This is a genomic window from Mesorhizobium sp. M0207 (assembly GCF_040321995.1).
In the GTDB taxonomy this organism is placed as follows: domain Bacteria; phylum Pseudomonadota; class Alphaproteobacteria; order Rhizobiales; family Rhizobiaceae; genus Mesorhizobium.
In genome coordinates this window covers 24275-43573 of sequence record NZ_JAMYSQ010000031.1, presented here as the reverse complement: position 1 = coordinate 43573, position 19299 = coordinate 24275, and the positions used below count along the sequence as shown (strand labels likewise).

15 protein-coding genes and 1 tRNA gene are annotated in these 19299 nt (G+C 62.1%); 7 read left to right on the top strand and 9 right to left on the bottom strand.

Features of this window, described 5'->3' with window-relative positions; all coding sequences use genetic code 11:
- Positions 1–75: 75 nt before the first annotated feature.
- A complete protein-coding gene (locus NKJ15_RS28655; protein WP_023678882.1) occupies positions 76–1047 on the top strand; it encodes a patatin family protein in 972 nt (323 codons plus the stop codon).
- A gap of 19 nt (positions 1048–1066) precedes the next feature.
- Here the strand turns inward: NKJ15_RS28655 and recJ are convergent, their stop codons facing one another.
- From recJ to NKJ15_RS28630, 5 genes are all read right to left on the bottom strand, one after another.
- A complete protein-coding gene (recJ, locus tag NKJ15_RS28650; protein ID WP_352819166.1) occupies positions 1067–2851 on the bottom strand; it encodes a single-stranded-DNA-specific exonuclease RecJ in 1785 nt (594 codons plus the stop codon).
- A 60-nt stretch (positions 2852–2911) separates the two neighbouring features.
- Positions 2912–3895, bottom strand: coding sequence for a class II fructose-bisphosphatase (glpX, locus tag NKJ15_RS28645; RefSeq protein WP_352819164.1), 984 nt, complete (start codon positions 3893–3895; stop codon positions 2912–2914).
- A gap of 202 nt (positions 3896–4097) precedes the next feature.
- Positions 4098–5411 carry a homoserine dehydrogenase gene (locus tag NKJ15_RS28640; RefSeq protein WP_352819162.1) on the bottom strand — a complete coding sequence of 438 codons (1314 nt, stop codon included), beginning with the start codon at positions 5409–5411 and terminating at the stop codon, positions 4098–4100.
- 47 nt (positions 5412–5458) lie between these two features.
- Positions 5459–6676, bottom strand: a complete 1218-nt coding sequence (locus tag NKJ15_RS28635) for an LL-diaminopimelate aminotransferase (protein ID WP_023678886.1) — start codon at positions 6674–6676, stop codon at positions 5459–5461.
- Positions 6677–6716: 40 nt separating this feature from the next.
- Positions 6717–7049, bottom strand: coding sequence for a hypothetical protein (locus NKJ15_RS28630; protein WP_352647805.1), 333 nt, complete (start codon positions 7047–7049; stop codon positions 6717–6719).
- A 151-nt stretch (positions 7050–7200) separates the two neighbouring features.
- On the opposite strand from NKJ15_RS28630, the gene phaC reads away from it, so the two are divergent.
- The 3 genes from phaC to NKJ15_RS28615 all read left to right on the top strand — a co-directional run bounded on the left by phaC (position 7201) and on the right by NKJ15_RS28615 (position 10731).
- Complete coding sequence (gene phaC, locus NKJ15_RS28625; RefSeq protein WP_352540668.1) at positions 7201–9036, top strand: class I poly(R)-hydroxyalkanoic acid synthase; 1836 nt, start codon at positions 7201–7203, stop codon at positions 9034–9036.
- Positions 9037–9363: 327 nt separating this feature from the next.
- Positions 9364–10482: a YcbK family protein gene (locus tag NKJ15_RS28620; RefSeq protein ID WP_352685557.1), complete on the top strand. Its 1119-nt coding sequence runs from the start codon at positions 9364–9366 to the stop codon at positions 10480–10482.
- A gap of 174 nt (positions 10483–10656) precedes the next feature.
- Positions 10657–10731, top strand: a tRNA-Glu gene (locus tag NKJ15_RS28615).
- A 124-nt stretch (positions 10732–10855) separates the two neighbouring features.
- On the opposite strand, the gene NKJ15_RS28610 is transcribed toward NKJ15_RS28615, so the two are convergent.
- On the bottom strand, positions 10856–11152 hold the full coding sequence (locus NKJ15_RS28610) for a DUF982 domain-containing protein (RefSeq protein ID WP_023678889.1): 297 nt from the start codon (positions 11150–11152) through the stop codon (positions 10856–10858).
- Between the two features lie 297 nt (positions 11153–11449).
- On the opposite strand from NKJ15_RS28610, the gene map reads away from it, so the two are divergent.
- Together map and radC are read left to right on the top strand one after the other, a co-directional pair.
- Positions 11450–12277 carry a type I methionyl aminopeptidase gene (map, locus tag NKJ15_RS28605; RefSeq protein ID WP_352451363.1) on the top strand — a complete coding sequence of 276 codons (828 nt, stop codon included), beginning with the start codon at positions 11450–11452 and terminating at the stop codon, positions 12275–12277.
- A gap of 52 nt (positions 12278–12329) precedes the next feature.
- A complete protein-coding gene (gene radC, locus NKJ15_RS28600) occupies positions 12330–13076 on the top strand; it encodes a RadC family protein (RefSeq protein ID WP_352473920.1) in 747 nt (248 codons plus the stop codon).
- A gap of 88 nt (positions 13077–13164) precedes the next feature.
- Here radC and NKJ15_RS28595 read toward each other — a convergent pair whose 3' ends face one another.
- The 3 genes from NKJ15_RS28595 to NKJ15_RS28585 all read right to left on the bottom strand — a co-directional run bounded on the left by NKJ15_RS28595 (position 13165) and on the right by NKJ15_RS28585 (position 18389).
- Positions 13165–15744, bottom strand: coding sequence for a bifunctional diguanylate cyclase/phosphodiesterase (locus NKJ15_RS28595; protein WP_352819184.1), 2580 nt, complete (start codon positions 15742–15744; stop codon positions 13165–13167).
- A 447-nt stretch (positions 15745–16191) separates the two neighbouring features.
- Positions 16192–17235 carry a class I SAM-dependent methyltransferase gene (locus NKJ15_RS28590; RefSeq protein WP_352685540.1) on the bottom strand — a complete coding sequence of 348 codons (1044 nt, stop codon included), beginning with the start codon at positions 17233–17235 and terminating at the stop codon, positions 16192–16194.
- A 59-nt stretch (positions 17236–17294) separates the two neighbouring features.
- The gene (locus NKJ15_RS28585; protein ID WP_352766772.1) at positions 17295–18389 is read right to left on the bottom strand and encodes a glycosyltransferase family 4 protein; all 1095 of its coding nucleotides are present in this window, start codon (positions 18387–18389) and stop codon (positions 17295–17297) included.
- Positions 18390–18883: 494 nt separating this feature from the next.
- Between NKJ15_RS28585 and NKJ15_RS28580 the strand changes: the two genes are divergently transcribed.
- A complete protein-coding gene (locus NKJ15_RS28580) occupies positions 18884–19240 on the top strand; it encodes an SPW repeat protein (RefSeq protein ID WP_352451366.1) in 357 nt (118 codons plus the stop codon).
- Positions 19241–19299 lie beyond the last annotated feature (59 nt).

The following is a 19299-nucleotide window of genomic DNA, read 5'->3' as shown; positions in this document are numbered from 1 at the left end:
AGCACTTCAGCCACGTATATTCATGATTTCGATACGGCCCGCCTATAGGATGACCGTGGGACAAGGGAGATTGTGATGCTCGACTGGGCGTCATTGCGCAACAGACCTGACGTTCGGGAGGCCAATGGCCTCTCCTCGGCCGCGGGCGCATCCGAAACCAAATCTCCGGGCAAAACTGGGATTTCGCTGGCATTGGGTGGCGGCTGTGCGCGCGGCTGGGCGCATATCGGCGTGCTGCGCGCGCTTGATGAAGCCGGCATCGAAGTGTCGATGATCGCCGGCACCTCGATCGGCGCGCTGGTCGGCGGCTGCTATGTTGCCGGCAAGCTCGACGAGTTGGAAGAATTCGCGCGCAGCCTGACCAGGCGGCGCATTTTTGGCCTTCTCGACCTCAATCTACGCGGCAGCGGCCTGTTCGGTGGCATGAAGCTCGATGCGCGGCTGCGCGAGCACATAGCCGGCATCCGCTTCGAGGACCTGCCAAAACCATTCGTCTGCGTCGCTTCGGAAATCCGCACCGGTCATGAGATCTGGCTGTCGAGCGGCTCGTTGAGCACCGCAATGCGCGCCTCCTACGCGCTGCCCGGCGTGTTCGAGCCGGTCGCCTGCAATGGGCGTGTGCTGGTTGACGGCGCACTGGTCAATCCGGTGCCGGTCTCGGTCTGCCGTGCCTACGAGCAGCCGCTCGTAGTTGCGGTGAACCTTCACTACGATCTGTTCGGCCGCGCCGCGGTGATCAAGCACAATGCCGGCGAGCTGGTCATCGAGAAAGACGCGCCGAGGGCCGGCCACGCCGATCCCGAACGCCAGTCGCGCGAGACGCGGCTCGGCATTACCGGCGTCATGGTCGAGGCCTTTAACATCATCCAGGACCGCATTTCGCGCGCCAGGCTGGCCGGCGACCCGCCGGACATATCGCTGCAGCCGAAGCTCAGCCATATCGGCCTGACCGAATTCCACCGCGCCGACGAAGCGATCCGTATCGGCTACCAGGCAACGATGGCGCAGATCGGCGACCTGACCCGGCTGCAGACCGTCCTCGCTTAGGCAGGGCGGCAGCGAGCTCTCAGGCAAGCGCCGCGTCGACGATGCGGAACTGCACCGTGCGGTTGCCGTTCCAGTGGTTGCCCGACAGCGAGCCGGCGACATGCACCGGCTTACCCCTGTTCTTGAACAGGAATTCGCCAAGAGCCGTGTCGACCGCGCGAAAGGTGATCGCCTGGATGCGGCCGCCGCTTTCCGACTGCAGGTCGGCGCGGATGTGGTTGCTGCCGACCGCCCGCGCATCGACAAGCCGGTGGCGCGGAAGCGCGAACACCGGCGCAACATGCCCGGCGCCGAACGGCCCTGCCCTCTCAAGCGTATCGAGCAGCGCAAGCGTCGCGCCCTCGGCGGCAAGTGCGCCGTCGATCGCCAGGCTCTCCTCGCCTTGCAGGCGGAACACATCCACCGCCGCGCGCTCTTCGAAGAAAGCCCTGAGTTCGCCGAGCTTCGCCCGCTCGACAGTGATGCCGGCCGCCATTCCGTGGCCGCCGCCCTTGACGATAAGCCCGGCATCGGCAGCCTCGCGCACCAGCCGGCCGAGGTCGAAGCCCGACACCGAACGGCCTGACCCCGTACCGACACCATTGGCGTTGAAGGCGATGGCAAAGGCCGGCCGTCTTGCATGGTCCTTGAGCCGCGAGGCAAGCAGGCCGACAATGCCAGGATGCCAGTTGCTGCTGGCTGTCACCACGATGGCCGGACCATTGCCGCCGGCAAGCTCGGCATCGGCCTCTGAGCGCGCGGCGGCCAGCATCTCCTGCTCCATCGACTGCCGTTCCTGGTTGAGCCGATCCAGCGTCTCGGCGATGGTGCGGGCCTCGACGGGGTCGTCGGTTGCAAGCAGGCGGCTGCCAAGTGCTGCGTCGCCGATGCGCCCGCCGGCGTTGATGCGCGGACCGATCAGAAAGGCCAGATGGAACGTGCTGATCGGCTCGCCTATACGCGAGACCCGCGCCAACGCCGCCAGCCCTTCGTTTCTCTGCTGCCGCGCCACCTGCAGCCCCTTGACCACGAAGGCGCGGTTGACGCCGGTGAGCGGCACCACGTCGCAGACTGTGCCCAGCGCCACCAGGTCGAGCAGGCCAAGCAGGTCCGGCGGTGCGGCATCCGGCAAGCGGCCGCGCAGGATCTTCGCGGTCTGCACCAGGCAAAGGAAGACGACGCCGGCGGCACAAAGATGACCTTGGCCGGAAAGGTCGTCCTCGCGATTTGGGTTGACGACCGCAGCCGCCGCCGGCAGCGGCCCGCCGACCTGATGGTGATCGAGCACCACGACGTCGGCGCCGGCGGCCTTTGCGGCGTCGATGGAAGCAGCACTGTTGGTGCCGCAATCGACGGTGACGATCAGCGTCGCGCCGCGCGAGACGAGTTCGCGCATCGCTTCCGGATTGGGGCCGTAACCCTCGAAGATGCGGTCCGGTATGTAGATCTCCGACGCCACCGAGAAATATGCGAGAAAGCGCTTGAGCAGCGCCGACGAGGCGGCGCCGTCGACATCGTAGTCGCCAAAGATCGCCACTTTTTCCCTGGCCATCACCGCCTGGGCGATGCGAGCGGCGGCCCTGTCCATGTCGGTCAGCGATGCCGGGTCGGGCAGCAGATTGCGGATGGTCGGATCCAGAAACCGCTCGGTCTGCTCGGCGGTGACACCACGCCCGGCCAGCACACGTGCCACGATGTCAGGCACGCCATACCCTTGCGCGATGGCGAGCGCGGCCATGTCCTGACGCTCGGTCAGCCGGTGTTCCCAGGAAACGCCGGTGGCCGACTGCCTGACATCGAGGAAAAAGCGTCTTTCCCCCGTCACGTGACGCGCCGTCTGCAATTTGTCATTGCGCACAATATGCAACGGCTAACTGAGTCGAAATCAAAACTTTTCCAGATCCTGATGCCTGGCTTTGATTTCGCGCACGGTCCGCGATGACGAGCGCAGCACGATCGTGTGCGTGGTGATGAAATTGCGGCCGAACTTGACGCCGGCCAGCATATTGCCGTCGGTGACGCCGGTCGCGGCAAACAGCACGTCGCCGCGTGCCATGTCTTGCGTGTGGTAGATCCGTTTTGGGTCGGAGATCCCCATCTTCGCGGCGCGCGCCAGCTTTTCCGGCGTATCGAAGATCAACCTGCCCTGCATCTGGCCACCGGTGCAGCGCAAGGCGGCAGCTGCGAGCACGCCTTCGGGCGCGCCTCCGGTGCCGAGATAGATGTCGATGCCGGTCTCGTCCGGGTCGGTGGTATGGATGACCCCGGCGACATCACCGTCGCCGATCAGACGGATCGCGGCTCCGGTCGCCCGCACGGCTTCGATCAACGCGCCATGGCGTGGCCGGTCGAGAATACAGGCGGTGATCTCCGCCACCGGCACGCCCTTGGCCCTGGCGAGGCTGGCGATGTTTTCGGCCGGCGAGGCATCGATGTCGATGATGCCGTCGGCATAACCCGGACCGATCGCGATCTTGTCCATATAGACGTCCGGCGCGAACAAAAGGCTGCCTTTTTCGGCAATGGCGATAACGGCCAGTGCGTTGGGCAGGTTCTTGGCGCAGATCGTCGTGCCTTCGAGCGGATCAAGCGCGATGTCGACAGCCGGGCCTTGGCCGGTACCGACCTCCTCGCCGATATAGAGCATCGGCGCCTCGTCGCGCTCGCCCTCGCCGATCACCACCGTGCCGTTGATGGCAAGACGGTTGAGCTCCTGCCGCATGGCATCGACCGCGACCTGGTCGGCGGCTTTCTCGTCGCCGCGTCCGCGCAATCTGGCGGCCGCGACCGCGGCGCGTTCGGTGACGCGCACCAATTCCATGGTCAGTATCCGGTTGAGGCCGGCGACAATGTTCTGGGCCACATTCATCGATGGACAATCCTTGTTGGCACTTTGTTTTTATTATGCATGTCGTTGTCCCAAAACCGCTGCACACTTTTGGGCGACATGCATTAGCCTCCCGCCAGAGACGCGCTTCTTGTGTCAAAGCCCCGTGACAACAGCAAGACCTGCGCTGGACCTTTTTGAAAGCGCAGCAATATCAATCGATTGAAGGTAAAATGTGAGACTGCTATCCGGCCCGCTCGATGCGGATGACTTGCGGCTTGTCGGTCAGAAGGCTGTCCCTGGTGATGCCGTCGACGGCCTTGCGCACCGCCGCCTCGGTCGTCTCGTGGGTCACTAGGATAACCGTCTTCTGTGCCTCGGTTTCCGGCCCGGCGGCATGCTGGACGATCGATTCCAGAGAAATGTCGTTGTCGGCCATGCGCTTGGCTATTGCCGCGAAAACGCCGAGGCGGTCGTGCACGGTCAGCCGGATGAAATAACCGCCGGCATGGCTGCGCATCTGCGCCTTCTTGTAAGGCTTCAATTCCTTCACCGGCCGGCCGAAGACCGGACCATGCTGGAAGCCAGGCCGGCTCTTGGCGATATCGGCAATGTCGCCGATCACCGCCGACGCGGTGGCGTTGCCGCCGGCGCCAGGGCCGGAAAGCAGCAATTCGCCGAGGATGTCGGTTTCTATCGCTACCGCATTGGTGACGCCGTGCACCTGCGCGATGACCGAGGCCGTCGGCACCATGGTCGGGTGCACGCGCTGCTCGATGCCGCTTTCGGTGCGTTGGGCGACGCCAAGCAGCTTGATCCGGTAGCCGAGATCGCCGGCCGCGCGGATGTCGGCCTGGCTGATGTTGGAGATGCCTTCCATGTAGATATCGTTGGCGGCGATCCTCGTGCCAAAGGCAAGGCTGGTCAGGATCGACAGCTTGTGCGCGGTGTCGTGACCCTCGATGTCGAAGGTCGGGTCGGCTTCGGCATAGCCCAGCCGTTGCGCATCCTTCAGGCAGGCATCGAAAGACAGGCCCTCGGCTTCCATGCGCGTCAGAATGTAGTTGCAGGTACCGTTGAGGATGCCGAAAACGCGGGTCACCGAATTGCCGGCCATCGCCTCGCGCATTGTCTTGATAACCGGAATGCCGCCGGCCACCGCCGCCTCGTAATTGAGCAGCACGCCTTTCCTCTCGGCGATCTCGGCCAGCGCCACGCCGTGCTTGGCAAGCAGCGCCTTGTTGGCGGTGACGACATGGCGGCCGCCTTCAAGTGCCGCTTTTACGGACGAGCGCGCCGCCCCGTCGTCGCCGCCGATCAGCTCGACGAACACGTCGATCTCGCCGGTCTGCGCCATCTTGATGGCGTCGTCGAACCACTGTGCTGCGCCAAGATCGACGCCACGGTCGCGCTTTGGGTCTCGGGCCGAAACGGCTGTGACGACGATGTCGCGTCCGCACTGCCGCGTCAGTTCCGCCGCCTTGTCGCGCAGCACGCGCGCCACCGACGCGCCGACGGTGCCGAGACCGGCAATTCCAACACGCAATGCTTCAGCCATGTCCGGCGGCGCCCCTCAACAACTCGGTCGATTTGATATGCAGAAACTCAGCGATGTGCGGCGAGCGGTACGACGTTATTCGGCTGCTTGGCGCTGGATGCGAGGAAGCGCTTGATGTTGCGCGCCGCTTGCCGGATCCGATGCTCGTTTTCGACCAGCGCGATGCGCACGTGATCGTCGCCATGCTCGCCGAAGCCGACGCCCGGCGCCACCGCGACGTCGGCGTGCTCGATCAGGAGCTTGGAGAATTCAAGCGAGCCCAGGTGCTTGAACGGCTCCGGGATCGGCGCCCAGGCGAACATCGATGCCGCCGGTGCGGGAATGGTCCAGCCGGCGCGGCTGAAAGCGTCGACCATGACATCGCGGCGTTTGCGGTAGACGTCGCGCACTTCCGCGATGTCGGCGCCATCGCCGTTGAGTGCATGCGCCGCCGCCACCTGGATCGGCGTGAAGGCGCCGTAGTCGAGATAGGATTTCACTCGCGTCAGCGCCGAGATCAGCCGTTCATTGCCGACCGCAAAACCCATGCGCCAACCCGGCATCGAAAAGGTCTTCGACATCGAGGTGAACTCGACGGCGACGTCTATGGCGCCCGGCACCTGCAGCACCGAAGGCGGCGGATTGCCGTCGAAATAGATCTCCGAATAGGCAAGATCCGACAGGATGATGATGTCGTTCTTCCTCGCGAAGGCCACCACCTCCTTGTAGAAATCGAGCGAAGCGACCAGTGCCGTCGGATTGGACGGATAATTGAGGATCAGTGCCAGCGGCTTCGGGATCGAATGGCGGATGCCGCGCTCCAGGGCCGGGATGAAGCCGTCGTCCGGCTCGACCTGCAGCGAGCGGATGACGCCGCCCGACATGATGAAGCCGAACGCATGGATCGGATAGGTCGGATTAGGGCAAAGGATCACGTCGCCGGGGGCGGTGATCGCCTGCGCCATATTGGCGAAGCCCTCCTTCGAGCCGAGCGTCGCCACCACCTGGCTGTCCGGGTCGAGCTTCACACCGAAGCGGCGGGCATAGTAGTTGGCCTGGGCACGACGCAGGCCCGGAATGCCGCGCGACGACGAATAGCGGTGCGTGCGCGGATCGCGTACCACCTCGCAGAGTTTGTCGACGATGGCCTTGGGCGTCGGCAGGTCCGGATTGCCCATGCCAAGGTCGATGATGTCGGCGCCGCGCGAACGGGCGCTGGCCTTCAGCCGGTTGACCTGTTCGAAGACATAGGGCGGAAGCCGGCGGACCTTGTGAAATTCTTCCATGGCAGTTCCAGACAGTGAGGTTGCGGTCGCGCGTATAAGCTTATTTGCAACTAGGGTCGAGAGCGGGGTCGCATTTGCCTTCGATCTGCTTCAGCGCCTCGGCGCCGTGTTTTTTTGCCAGCTGGTCCAGCGCTGCCTGGTCCGCAACCTTGACGCCCCCGCCCTTGGCGGCCTGGCTCTGTTCCTCGGCCTTCAGTTGGGCGAGCTTGGCGTTCTTTTCCTCGTCGGTGAATTGTTCGGCCGCCACCTGCGGCCGGATGTTCAGGTTCGGATAGGAACCGGTGTCCTTCGCGCCGACAAGGCCGGTGGCGGGCGCCGCACCTTCCATGTTGCTGCTCGTGCAACCGGCCATCGCCAACAGGACGAGCGCCATGCGGCAAAAACGACCAGTGCCGGAAAAAACGTTCTTGCCAATATTAATCGTCATATTGTTTTCCTGGCGGCCGGGTTAGAGCACATTGGACCCTGTTCGATATCCCATGGTAATATGTCAACAAAACGCTTCGGGAGGAACCCCGCGAACCATGGCCAAAACACCCGATTCGGGCAAAGCGGAAGATGACCAACCTTCGACCGTCGAGCAATATCTGGTGAAGGACCCGGAACGCTTCGCGCTGAACATGGCTCGCATGATCGAGCAGGCCGGCAAGGCCGCCTCGGCATGGGCCGAGCCGCGGGAAAAAGGCGAGGTGCGCGATCATGTCGCTGAGCCGGTCGTCGACATGGTGAAGACGTTCTCCAAGCTCACCGAGTACTGGCTCTCCGACCCGCAGCGCGCGCTGGAGGCGCAAACGCGGCTGTTTTCCGGCTACATGACCGTCTGGGCCAACGCCGTCCAGCGCATCGGCGCCGGCGCCGAGGACGCCGAGGACGCGGTCAAGCCCGAGCGCGGTGACAAGCGTTTCCAGGACCCGGAATGGGGCCGCAACGCCTTCTTCGATTTCCTCAAACAGGCGTATCTGGTCACCTCGCGCTGGGCGGCCGAACTGGTCGAGCACGCCGATGGCCTGGACGAGCACACCCGCCACAAGGCCGGCTTTTATGTCAAGCAGGTGTCCAATGCCATCTCGCCGTCGAATTTCATCCTGACCAATCCGGAATTGTTTCGCGAGACTGTCGCCTCCAACGGCGAAAACCTGGTGCGCGGCATGAAGATGCTTGCCGAGGACATCGCCGCGGGCAAGGGTGACCTGAAGCTGCGGCAGGCAGATTATTCGCCCTTCGAGATCGGCAAGAATCTCGCCGCCACCCCGGGTAAGGTGGTCGGCCGCAGCGACGTCGCCGAAATCCTGCAATACGAACCGACTACCGACACCGTGCTCAAGCGGCCGCTGCTGATCTGCCCGCCATGGATCAACAAATACTACATCCTCGACCTCAACCCGCAAAAATCCTTCATTCGCTGGGCAGTCGAGCAAGGCCACACCGTCTTCATCATCTCCTGGATCAACCCGGACGAGCGGCACGGCGCCAAGAGCTGGGAGGCCTATATCAGGGAGGGCCTGCAATACGGCCTCGACACGATCGAGAAGGCCACCGGCGAAAGGCAAGTCAACGCCATCGGCTATTGCGTCGGCGGCACGCTGTTGGCGGCAGCGCTGGCCTTGATGGCGCAGGAAGGCGACCACCGCATCAAATCGGCGACCTTCTTCACCACCCAGGTCGATTTCACCTATGCCGGCGATCTAAAAGTGTTCGTCGACGAGGAGCAGGTCGCGGCCGTCGAAAAGGCGATGAACGAGAAAGGCTATCTCGACGGCACCAAGATGGCGACCGCCTTCAACATGCTGCGCTCGGGCGACCTGATCTGGCCCTATGTCGTCAACAACTACATGCGCGGCAAGGATCCCCTGCCCTTCGACCTGCTCTACTGGAATGCCGATTCGACCCGCATGGGCGCTGCCAACCATTCTTTCTATTTGCGCAATTGCTATCTCGAGAACAGGCTTTCGCAAGGCATGATGGAACTGGCGGGCCGCACGGTTTCGCTGAAGGACGTTACCATGCCGGTCTACAACCTCGCCTCTAAGGAGGACCATATCGCGCCGGCGCTGTCGGTATTCCTCGGCTCGAAATATTTCGGCGGCGAGGTCGATTACGTCATGGCCGGCTCCGGCCACATCGCCGGGGTCGTCAATCCGCCGGCGGCGCAGAAATATCACTACTGGACCGGCGGCAAGCCGGCCGGCGACTTCGACCAGTGGCTCGCCGGGGCCACCGACCATCCCGGTTCCTGGTGGCCGCACTGGCAACGCTGGATCGAAGCCAAGGACAATACCCGCGTACCGGCCCGCAAACCGGGCGAGCATATGCAAGTTCTAGGCGAAGCCCCCGGCACCTATGTCAAGGTGCGCGTGTAACCATCTGTAATGTGTGGTGAGTTGACGCGCCGCCAAAAGCGGGCGAAATGGTGCCGTCAACCCTGAGCAGCCTTGATTCATCCTCTAGCCGCCAAATTACTTTGAGGCTTGCAGATTTGACACAGGTCTCGTTTCCGGTTCGGGGAACAAGGGTCATTTCGACGAGACGTTTCGACGCCGCGCCAATGACGAACCGGTCGGATATCGAGGGGGAATTTTGTTTTGAGATCAGCAGGATCGCGCCTCGCGAAGGGAGAAAGCCGCGCCATTGTGGCGGCGCTTTTCTCGGTGCTCCTGGCGTCCTGCACCTCGGCCGGCGACCCGACCATGTCGGTCGGCATGCCAGGCTATAATACCTCGGCTACCGAAATCAGCACGGCCGCCGGTGCGCCCCAGGCCAGCACGGCTGCATCATCGTCGCAGATGATAACCGCACAAATGACGATGAATGCCGACGGTGACGCCAACCTTCCCGAGCAGGTCGCCTATGTGCCAGTGGCCAAGCCAGGGGCCAAGCCCGATGCCGGCTTCCCGATCGCCGTTCCCACGGCAGCCGAGACGATCGCGGCACACACGACGCAGCCGCTGCAACCAAACGCCCAGACGGCTGAACAGGCCGAGGCACAGAACAGTGCTGATGCATCGAAGCCCGACGCCAAGGCCGCCGCGCCGGCGATGAACAACCCGGTTTATGTGACCGCCGGCGAGATGCCGCAGCCACAGGCCTACGCACCGAAGAAAAATTTCCTGGCCTCGCTGTTCAGCGCCACGCCTGCTTCGGCGGCACCTTCTTCGCCGGCCAACAGCAGATCGGGCGGGCAGCCAACGGTCATGCAGGCCAAGGCGACGCCTGCGGCAAAACCCACCGTCACCCTGGCTTCGGCCGATCCGGCTGAAAAGCCGGTGCAGCTGGTGTCGACGGGCGATACCAGCCACTTCACGGCCGATGCCCTGCCCGGCGTGCGCCAGACGGCGCTGTTCGAGATCAAGCGCAAATCCGGCCTCGACGATGAGAGTGACGTCGATCTCAACGAAGACGAAGGTTCGGGTGGCGCCTACCAGGTCGCCTCCGCCGCCGGCCTCGCCCGGCTGGCGCCCAACGGCCTCCTGAAACAGAACGAAAGCGTCGATGTCGCCTGCTTGAAGCCGTCGCTGGTTCGCGTGCTGAAGACGATCGAAGGCCACTACGGCCGCAAGATGACGGTCACCTCCGGCTATCGCGATCCGGCCCGCAACCGCCGCGCCAACGGCGCCAAGAATTCGCTGCACATGTACTGCGCGGCCGCCGACATCCAGGTCCCCGGCGTCTCGAAGTGGGAACTGGCGAGCTACATCCGCACCATGCCGGGCCGCGGCGGCGTCGGCACCTACTGCCACACCGAATCCGTTCACGTCGATGTCGGACCGGAGCGCGACTGGAACTGGCGCTGCCGCAGGCGCGGCTAGGGCGAGGATCTTCCGTCACCGCGAAGGCCCTTCGGCGGCGTTGCATCATGCCGCAAAAACCAGCTTGGCTGTCGGAAAGACGCGGTTTGGAGCCAAAGGAAAAAAGTTGTCGCAGCCGGCGGCAGACGGGTTGCCGGTTTGTCGCGACGCAACTATAAGCGCTCACATCTGAGCGCGCCCATCGTCTAGCGGTCAGGACACCGCCCTTTCACGGCGGTAACAGGGGTTCGATTCCCCTTGGGCGTACCAGCATTTCAACTTGGCATATGTCTATCGCCAGCGTGATGCTGCGCCAGCTCTGCTGGACCCGCCACTCTGATAGGGGTGTCGGCAAGAAGAGGCGAAGACGACTGAGGACTTCGTCGAAGGCTGTCTAAGCCCGCAGTCCCCTCGCCTCGCCGCCGCGCTTGCGCGGAACCATCATGTCCCTGGCAAGCAGGCCGCTCACCCGGCAAAAGGCCATGAAGGCCCGCCATGCGTCTTCGGTCTCGACGATGTCCACCGTGGCGCCAAAACAGGCATTGAACGCGGCCTGGTAGGTTGGTCCCTTCCGGCGAACCGGCCATGTTTGCAGGAAATCGAGCGCCTGCTCGACACTGTAGATTTCCTCGACCGGCTGGCCGGGCACAGGCGCGATCCGCACCGGCACCTCGAATTGCAGTCTGTCCATTCGATCTCTCCCGAACTGACACCCCCGCAGCAACGCCGTTCGTCGCAAAAAATTGCCGTGGCGGCTTAATGCTTGGGCCGCTTCTCGCCTAGAAATGTGTCGTCACTACGGTGGTCAATGAACCCAGCGAAGTATGGGCCGCTAGAGGCAAGGAGAATGCCCCCAGGCGTGAATATCGCCGGTCTTCGGCCCGTCGCCGGCAGTTCGTCCTTGAACCTTGCGCTTTCCAGTGCCAAATCTGGGAAGGTTTCTCTCGCCGAGGCTCATCCAGCCCCGCATCCCTGCAAGACGGATAAAATGGTCACCTATCTCGACGCCGCCACGGCACCGCTCAGAAACACCGGCCAGATCCGTCTTTACGACGAGGAAGGTTTTGTCGGCATGCGCAAGGCTTGCGATCTCACCGCGCGCTGCCTCGACGAACTGGTACCGATTGTGGCGCCCGGCGTCACCACCGAAGCGATTGATCGCTTCGTCTTCGAGTTCGGGATGGACCATGGCGCGCTTCCGGCGACGCTCAACTACCGTGGCTATACGAAATCATCCTGCACCTCGATCAACCACGTCGTCTGTCACGGCATACCCGACAACAAGCCGTTGAAGGATGGCGACATCGTCAATATCGACGTCACCTATATCCTCGACGGCTGGCATGGCGACTCCTCGCGCATGTATCCGGTGGGCACGATCAAGCGTGCCGCGGAGCGGCTGCTCGAAGTCACGTATGAGTGCCTGATGCGCGGCATCGCGGCAATCAAGCCGGGCGCCCGAACCGGCGCCATCGGCGCCGCCATCCAGACCTATGCCGAAGCCGAGCGTTGCTCGGTGGTGCGCGATTTCTGCGGCCACGGGGTTGGCCGGCTGTTTCATGACGCGCCGAATATCCTGCATTACGGCAGCGCCAGCGAAGGCGTCGAGATGCGGCCGGGCATGATCTTCACCGTCGAGCCGATGATCAATCTCGGCCGGCCGCATGTGAAAGTGCTGTCGGACGGCTGGACCGCGGTGACGCGCGACCGTTCGCTGTCGGCGCAGTACGAGCACACGATCGGCGTCACCGAGACCGGCTGCGAGATCTTCACGCTGTCGCCAAAAAACCTCGACCGCCCCGGCCTGCGGGCCTAGTGTCTGGCAGATCGGGCGTTACCTTGCCCGGCAAATGCTGGGTGGGGCAGCCATGAACGGTGACAACGACGAGCGGGCCTTCTTTCCCGAAAGGCCAGTGCGATCGCCCGCGAAGGCGGTGGCCGCCGACAAGCCGCATTATCTCGGCCATCGCGACCGCCTGCGCGAGCGCTTCGCCGCCGGTGCCAACACCCTCCCCGACTACGAGCTGCTCGAGCTTTTATTGTTTCGGCTGATCCCGCGCGCCGACACCAAGCCGGTCGCCAAGGCATTGCTGGCACGCTTCGGAACATTGGCCGAGGTCCTCGGTGCGCCCGTCGAGCGCCTGCAGGAGGTGAAGGGCATCGGCCCGGCGGTTGCGCTCGACCTCAAGGTGGTTGCGGCAACGGCGCAGCGCATGGCGCGCGGCGAGATCGCCGGCCGCGAGCTGTTGTCGACCTGGACGCAGGTTCTCGAATACTGCCGGTCGGTGATGGCCTTCGAGGAGCGCGAGCAGTTCCGCATCCTGTTCCTCGACAAGAAAAACGCGCTGATCGCCGACGAAGTCCAGCAGGTCGGCACCGTCGACCACACACCGGTCTATCCGCGCGAGGTGGTCAGGCGCGCCTTGGAGCTCTCCGCCACGGCGATCATTCTGGCGCATAACCATCCGTCGGGAGACCCGACGCCGTCGCGCGCCGACATCGAGATGACCAAGCTGATCATCGAGACGGCCAAACCGCTTGGTATTGCCGTTCACGACCACATCATCATCGGCAGGAAAGGCCACTCCAGCATGAAGGGCCTGCTGCTGATCTGAGGTTTGGCGTTGTCTTCAGCTTTGTCCGCTGTGCGCCTATGTACCGCAACGTGAAGGCGGTCGGCTCGATAAATTCTGGCGCCGAGGCTCAGCTGGCCGTGCGCAGGCGTCGCGATCGGACAAAGGTCTTAAGTCCCTCGGAATCGAACGCGTGGCCGAAGGCATAACCCTGCAATATGTCGCAGCCCAGGCCCTTGAGTAGCCGTGCATGCTGCATCGTCTCGACGCCTTCCGCCACGACCTCGATACCCAGCGACTTGCCGATTTCAATGATCGACGAGACAACCTGCCTTCTCTGCGGCGATTTGACGATTGGGGTGACCAGCTGCCGATCTATCTTCAGCCGGCGCGGCTGCAACTTCAGCAAACTGACCATCGAAGCGTAACCGGTACCAAAATCGTCTATTTCGATGTCAATCCCCAGTTCTTTTATCTGCTCGATGTTCCACGTGACAAGGTCGTCGTTCTCGTCCAGGAAAATCGACTCGACAAGCTCAAACGAAACTGTTCCCTTCTTGATATTTTGTTCTCGCAGGCTCTTGATGAGCTCCTCATCCTGAAGGCGCCTGGCCGAGACATTGACCGACACCCGCGGAATGTGAAGTTTTGCAGCGGACCACGCTTCGAAATCCGAAAGCGATTGCTTCAATATGGCTTGGTCGATGATCGAGACAACGTTCAGTTCTTCTGCAATTCTCAGGAAGACGTCGGGCGCCAAAATACCCTTTATTGGATGTTTCCACCTCGCCAGCGCCTCAACCCCAACGATTTCGAGCGTCTTTGCGTCAAATTGGGGCTGGTAGAACGGGATGAACTCGTTGCGCTCGAGGCCGCCGAGAATTTCGTCGGCAATCCGCTTGGTATCGACGATTTCGCTTTGCATCGCGTCGGTGAAGAATTCGTATCGATTGCGCCCCCGCCCCTTTGCTCGGTAAAGCGCGATATCGGCGTTCACCAGCAGGTGTTTGGCTTCGACATCTTTTCCGTTGTCGACAGCGATTCCCACGCTGACACCAAAACGGCATCGATGACCCTGATAGTAGACCGGTTCGCGCATCTGGCTGATGACGCGGTCGGCGAGCAGCGCCAGCTGCTTGGTATCGTCGCGCACCACGCACAGAACGATGAATTCGTCTCCCCCGATACGGGCGACGAATCCCTCGTCGCCGACCTTCGACCTGAGCACGGTTGACGCGTGAACCAACATCGCGTCACCGGCGGCGTGGCCCAGCGTATCGTTGATGTGCTTGAACCGATCCAGATCTATGTGAAGCAGTGCCGCGTGCCCGCCTGAGCGCCTGGCGTTTGCCGCGTAATGTTCCAGTACCTGGTCGAGGTAACGCCGGTTGGGCAAGCCGGTCAGCGAATCATGAAGCGCGATGTGCTCTATGCGCGCTTTGGCTGACTCGAGTTCTGCATTTTTCGACTCGGACAGCTGTTTTGCACGAACCAGATCCTTGTTCAGCAGGACGTCGGAAGTCACGTCCCATTCCGCGCCGATCATTTTTGGGGTGTCGTTTGCGACCCGGTAAACGATCGCCTTGGACCGGACATGACGGATCTCGCCATCCTGACGCACAATCCGGTACTCCGACAAATATGGTCGTCCGCTGGCCACCGCCCTGTCGAAGTCCGCGTTGGCGCCAGCCAAATCATCTGGGTGGATTGCTCCCGCCCAGTCTGGATAGCCCCGGTGCTCGCCGGTTGGTTTGCCATATATTTCGTTGACGCGATCATCCCACGTAAGCTCGTTGGTCGCGAGATCGTGTTCCCAAACCCCAATAGCCGAAGCTTCCAGGGCGAGTTCCAAGCGTCGTGACAATCGACGCAATTCCGCATAATTGCGCTGTCTTTCGCCAATCAGGCGGCCTGTGACCAGGAAAGGGAACACAACCAAGGCTCCGGCCGTCGCCATGATAGCGCGCAACAACCATGCGTTGCTTGGCGTCGAAGGCCAGCCATTTTTGGGAATGGCCGCGATTTGCCACGAACCGGACGGGAGCACAACGTCGGCTGTCACCGGATCGCTTTTGCTGATCCGCTCACTACCGTAGAATTGGTCTCCATTTTGGCCGAGAGCGTCCCTGCCGATCAGCGCTATGTCAATCCCGAGATCGTCGTCAAGCAGCCCGCTCGCCCGATAAAGACGCTGCACGTCGACAACGGCGGAAATGATGCCCCAGAACCTTTCCGTATTGCCCGCGCTCCGCACGAAAACCGGAAAGCGGCCGATGAAGCCTTGTCCTCCCTGCTTCAGCTCGACGGGGCCGGCAAGCACCAGCTTGCGTTCGTCTCGCGCCCTTAGCGCAGCCGCACGCTGTCGTTCGTTCTTGCGGTAGTCCAGGCCCATCGCCTGCTCGTTACCCTCCATCGGGTACATCAGGGAAACGACCAGATCGGGCGCGCCGGCAATATTGTTCAATTGCGAGTCGGCGCCAAACAGATTGCTCGCGAGTGAGGCGAAGCGTTGCTGTCCCATATAGGGCTCGGTCACGACCGCGGAGACCAATCCACGCACGAGTTGAAGGTTTCCGTTGATATTGCCTTCGAGCTTGGCGCGGATGAGGTTGACCTTGGTCAGCACGTCCGAACGGACGGCCTGGTCCGAGACGACTTTGTTCTGGTGCTCCGCGAACGCAGCGCTGATAAGTATGACGACAAGCGCGATCGCCGCCGGAATATTTGCCGACGAAAAGACGACCTCCTTGATGCCGCCGAACCTAGCGCGGAAAAAAGCCAATAGGCGATTCCTCAAGTGCCATTTCAGGTTTTCGGGTCGACCCGATGAGGAACATTAGCTTTCAATGTTTAATTTGACCTTCACGCTCCTTAGAGCTTTTGCACTTCCGACCGTTGCTGATGTTGCAGGCCCGAGCGGTTGGAGCCAGCTGCCGACTTCCACTGCCATGGTCCCACTGATTGAGATGCGCTGGCGCCGGCGATCCAGCGTCTGTCGACCATTCGCGAGGAGATCTGCTCATCTCAAGGCGCTCGTCTGTGGAAGCGGACCGAGAGAGAGGCCGGCTAGACCTGGCTTGCTCGGAAGATCGAGGAGCGCGAGCGCGATTGCACAAGTCGACGCTCCGACCCGGGTACTCTGGAGCGTTGACCTGGACTAGTGCCCCTCAATCGCCTTGGGAGACACAAGGTATGGTATCTTGCCGACGCTGCGCTTCGTCGCGCCAATGGAATAAGCCATCGGTATCTTGGGAGAGTTCTCCGGCAAGCCGTACATATCCTTGCCGGCCCGCACGGCAAATGAAAAGTGCTGCCACGAAACCGTGTCATGCTCATTGAGAAAATCGAGCGTCAGACCAGCTGAAATCAGCGCATTCACCACGTCACTGATCGGGTGGATCCATTCATAATAGCGAGGATGCTTCAAGATGCGATCATCGCCGGTGTAGGTCAGTTCCTCGTTCCAGGCGAGCGGCCGAGCTATCGGCGTTCGCCAGTCGTGCTTCAATTCCAGGGCCGCGGCCTTTCGATCGCACTGAAACAGCAATGGATGGCCCTCGGCCATGTAGAGGCGGCCGCCGGGTCGCAGAAGATCGGCAACCACCCGCGCCCAACGGAACACGTCGTCCAGCCAGTTTACCGAACCCCAGGTAACGTAAGCGATATCAAAGGTCCGGCCGAGCGCTTCCACCGCCTCGAACAGTGGCGCTTCCACGAAGCGCACGTCGGTGCCTGCCTTCGCAGCAAAATCCCGCGCCGCCACGATCGCCGTCGGTGAAAAGTCGAGCCCGGTCACGCTGCCTGCGCCGAGATTCTTCAAGCTGATCGTGTCAAGACCGATGTGACACTGCAGGTGGACGATATCCTTGCCGGCGATATCGCCGAGCTCGCGCGTTTCCAGCTCATAGAGATTGGATCCGCCGGCCAGCACATTCTCGATGTGGTAGCTGCCCGTTGTGTCGGTCGAGTGCAGTTCGGCCCGATCATCCCAATTAAGGCGGTTCGCGCCCAGAAACCGTTCCAAATTCCCCCACCCCTGACCGACGCATGGTAAACAAGTCGTTAAAGCACCTTTGCAGCGAAAGTAGCGCGCGTCAATCCGGACCGGGCGGCAGTACGACGCCGCTCGCGAAAGCATTAGTCCCGGGAAGGCTTGCTGCTGATCAAAGGCTTCTGGCGCGATCGCCGCGCCCGGCGACAAGACCCCGCAGGCGCTCCCGGACTCCGCCGTCGTGGTCTGTATGTGGATCAGTCGGTTCCTCAGCCCGGCACAGCCACCATCGCGATATTTCTGGAGAGCTCGTTTGTGGGGGCAACTGCGTCTGCCGTGCCGCTCGTGAGTGCTCGGTAGAGTGCCAGATAATCGCTGCACATGCGCTCGACCGTGAACCGCTTCTCGAACGTCTGCCGCACTCGTGCGCGATCGAGGCTGTCTATGCGCCGGAGCGCGCCCACGGCTTCCTCCACCGTATCCACGATCCATCCGGACACACCGTCATCGATGATCTCCGGGACGGCGCCACGCCGGAACGCAACCACCGGCGTACCGCAGGCCATTGCTTCGATCGTTACGAGACCGAAGGGTTCCGGCCAGTCGATCGGAAACAAAAGCGCTTTCGCATTGCCCAGAAAATCCGCCTTTTGCCGCTCATCGATCTCGCCAATGAACTCCACGTTCGAATGCCGCAGCACTTGCGGCTCGACCCTTTCCTTCCAGAACGACTGGTCCACCTTGTCGATTTTGGCGGCGATCTTCAGGGGAAACCCGGCCCGCGCCGCTATTTGTATGGCCGCTTCCGGCCCCTTTTCCGGCGAGATGCGACCGAGAAATGCAAGATAGCCGGAGGTGTTCGGGTGGAACGGCAGAAGATCGCGGGGTAGGCCATGATGCACGGTTCCAACCCAATTGACGGGCGGCATGGGCCGGCGCTGGTCGAAGGAAATCGAGACCAGGGGAACGTCGTCAAACATCGCATAAAGCTGCGCCAGATCGGGCAGGTCGAGCCTGCCGTGAAGCGTGGTAACCGTTCGTCTGGCAAAATCCCGAATTATGGGGAAGTGCAGAACATCGACGTGGAAATGCAAAACGTCGAATTCACCGGCTCGCCGGCGCACCCGTTCAAGCATCATAACATGGTGCGGACCACCGTCCTGGACCCTGGGGTTCAGGCGCAGCGCGACGTCGCAACACGGCACCAGCTCGGCTGAGGTACGAGAATCGGCGCTGGCGAACAGCGTCACCTCGTGGCCCTGTCGGGCAAGTTCTTCGGTCAGATACGAAACAATTCGCTCGGTTCCACCGTAGGTTCGGGGCGGCACGGATTCGGTTAGCGGTGCGATCTGGGCTATTTTCATTTAGAAAATCTTTTCGGCGGCGATCGCCGTCTTTCAAACAAGCTTCGGCGGCAACCAAGACAAGCGAGAGCTTCCCGTTGCGAAGTATTCTATGCAGAGCGTATTTATAGTTGTGCCGTCCGTGCTCCTCCCGTGCAATCAGGTTTCCCTTATTCAACTCCTCTGCATCCAAGAACTGCGATCCATGAGAAATGTTTCACCGGCTCGATAAAAAGACAGAATGAGCTACGCGCCGCCGCCCCGCCGCCCCCTGACAGGCAGCTTTGGATCGCTCGATCACCACCAAGTGATCCAGGCGTGCCGGTGCCGAATGGAACATAAAGCCCGGAATTCAGTTAGATAGCCGGATTTGGCTGGAGTACCGCCAGATGCGGAATTCCAGCCGGGCAGGGCACTACCGTGACACGGAGTGAGCGGCTTCGGGCGCATCTCGCCGAACTCAGGCACCACCTTGCCGAACTCGGGAGCCATAAACGCTCCCTATGGAGGATGCCATGAACCAGTGGACAAACGCCAGGCTCTGTGACGTAGCCAACCTGATCCTTGGGGCAATTCTGTTCTTCTCCCCCTGGATCTTCACCTTTGCGGCAGGCCCGCAGACGCAGAACGCCCTCGGCAGCGGAATCTTGATTGTCGTGCTTTCGGTTGCCGCCCTCGCAGCATTTGCCGTGTGGGAAGAGTGGGTGAACCTGGTCGTCGGACTGTGGGTTCTCGCATCGCCCTGGGTGCTTGGATTCCAGGCGACCACGGCGATGACCGTGCATGTCGTGATCGGCATTCTGGTCGCCGTGCTGGCGGCGATCGAGCTCTGGATGATGTATCAGAACCCGCCGACCCAGTCCGCCGCCTAACAGGCGCAGCCAGCCAGCGCCCTTTTTTGGGCCTGACGGATCTATCGGTCGTCTGCCGG

Excerpts from the sequence above, each read along its gene's own strand:
- NKJ15_RS28655 (WP_023678882.1), top strand. The coding sequence starts at position 76 with ATGCTCGACTGGGCGTCATTGCGCAACAGACCTGACGTTCGGGAGGCC.
- glpX (WP_352819164.1), bottom strand. The coding sequence starts at position 3,895 with ATGAATGTGGCCCAGAACATTGTCGCCGGCCTCAACCGGATACTGACC.
- NKJ15_RS28640 (WP_352819162.1), bottom strand. The coding sequence starts at position 5,411 with ATGGCTGAAGCATTGCGTGTTGGAATTGCCGGTCTCGGCACCGTCGGC.
- NKJ15_RS28635 (WP_023678886.1), bottom strand. The coding sequence starts at position 6,676 with ATGGAAGAATTTCACAAGGTCCGCCGGCTTCCGCCCTATGTCTTCGAA.
- NKJ15_RS28630 (WP_352647805.1), bottom strand. The coding sequence starts at position 7,049 with ATGGCGCTCGTCCTGTTGGCGATGGCCGGTTGCACGAGCAGCAACATG.
- phaC (WP_352540668.1), top strand. The coding sequence starts at position 7,201 with ATGGCCAAAACACCCGATTCGGGCAAAGCGGAAGATGACCAACCTTCG.
- NKJ15_RS28620 (WP_352685557.1), top strand. The coding sequence starts at position 9,364 with ATGTCGGTCGGCATGCCAGGCTATAATACCTCGGCTACCGAAATCAGC.
- NKJ15_RS28610 (WP_023678889.1), bottom strand. The coding sequence starts at position 11,152 with ATGGACAGACTGCAATTCGAGGTGCCGGTGCGGATCGCGCCTGTGCCC.
- map (WP_352451363.1), top strand. The coding sequence starts at position 11,450 with ATGGTCACCTATCTCGACGCCGCCACGGCACCGCTCAGAAACACCGGC.
- radC (WP_352473920.1), top strand. The coding sequence starts at position 12,330 with ATGAACGGTGACAACGACGAGCGGGCCTTCTTTCCCGAAAGGCCAGTG.
- NKJ15_RS28585 (WP_352766772.1), bottom strand. The coding sequence starts at position 18,389 with ATGAAAATAGCCCAGATCGCACCGCTAACCGAATCCGTGCCGCCCCGA.
- NKJ15_RS28580 (WP_352451366.1), top strand. The coding sequence starts at position 18,884 with ATGAACCAGTGGACAAACGCCAGGCTCTGTGACGTAGCCAACCTGATC.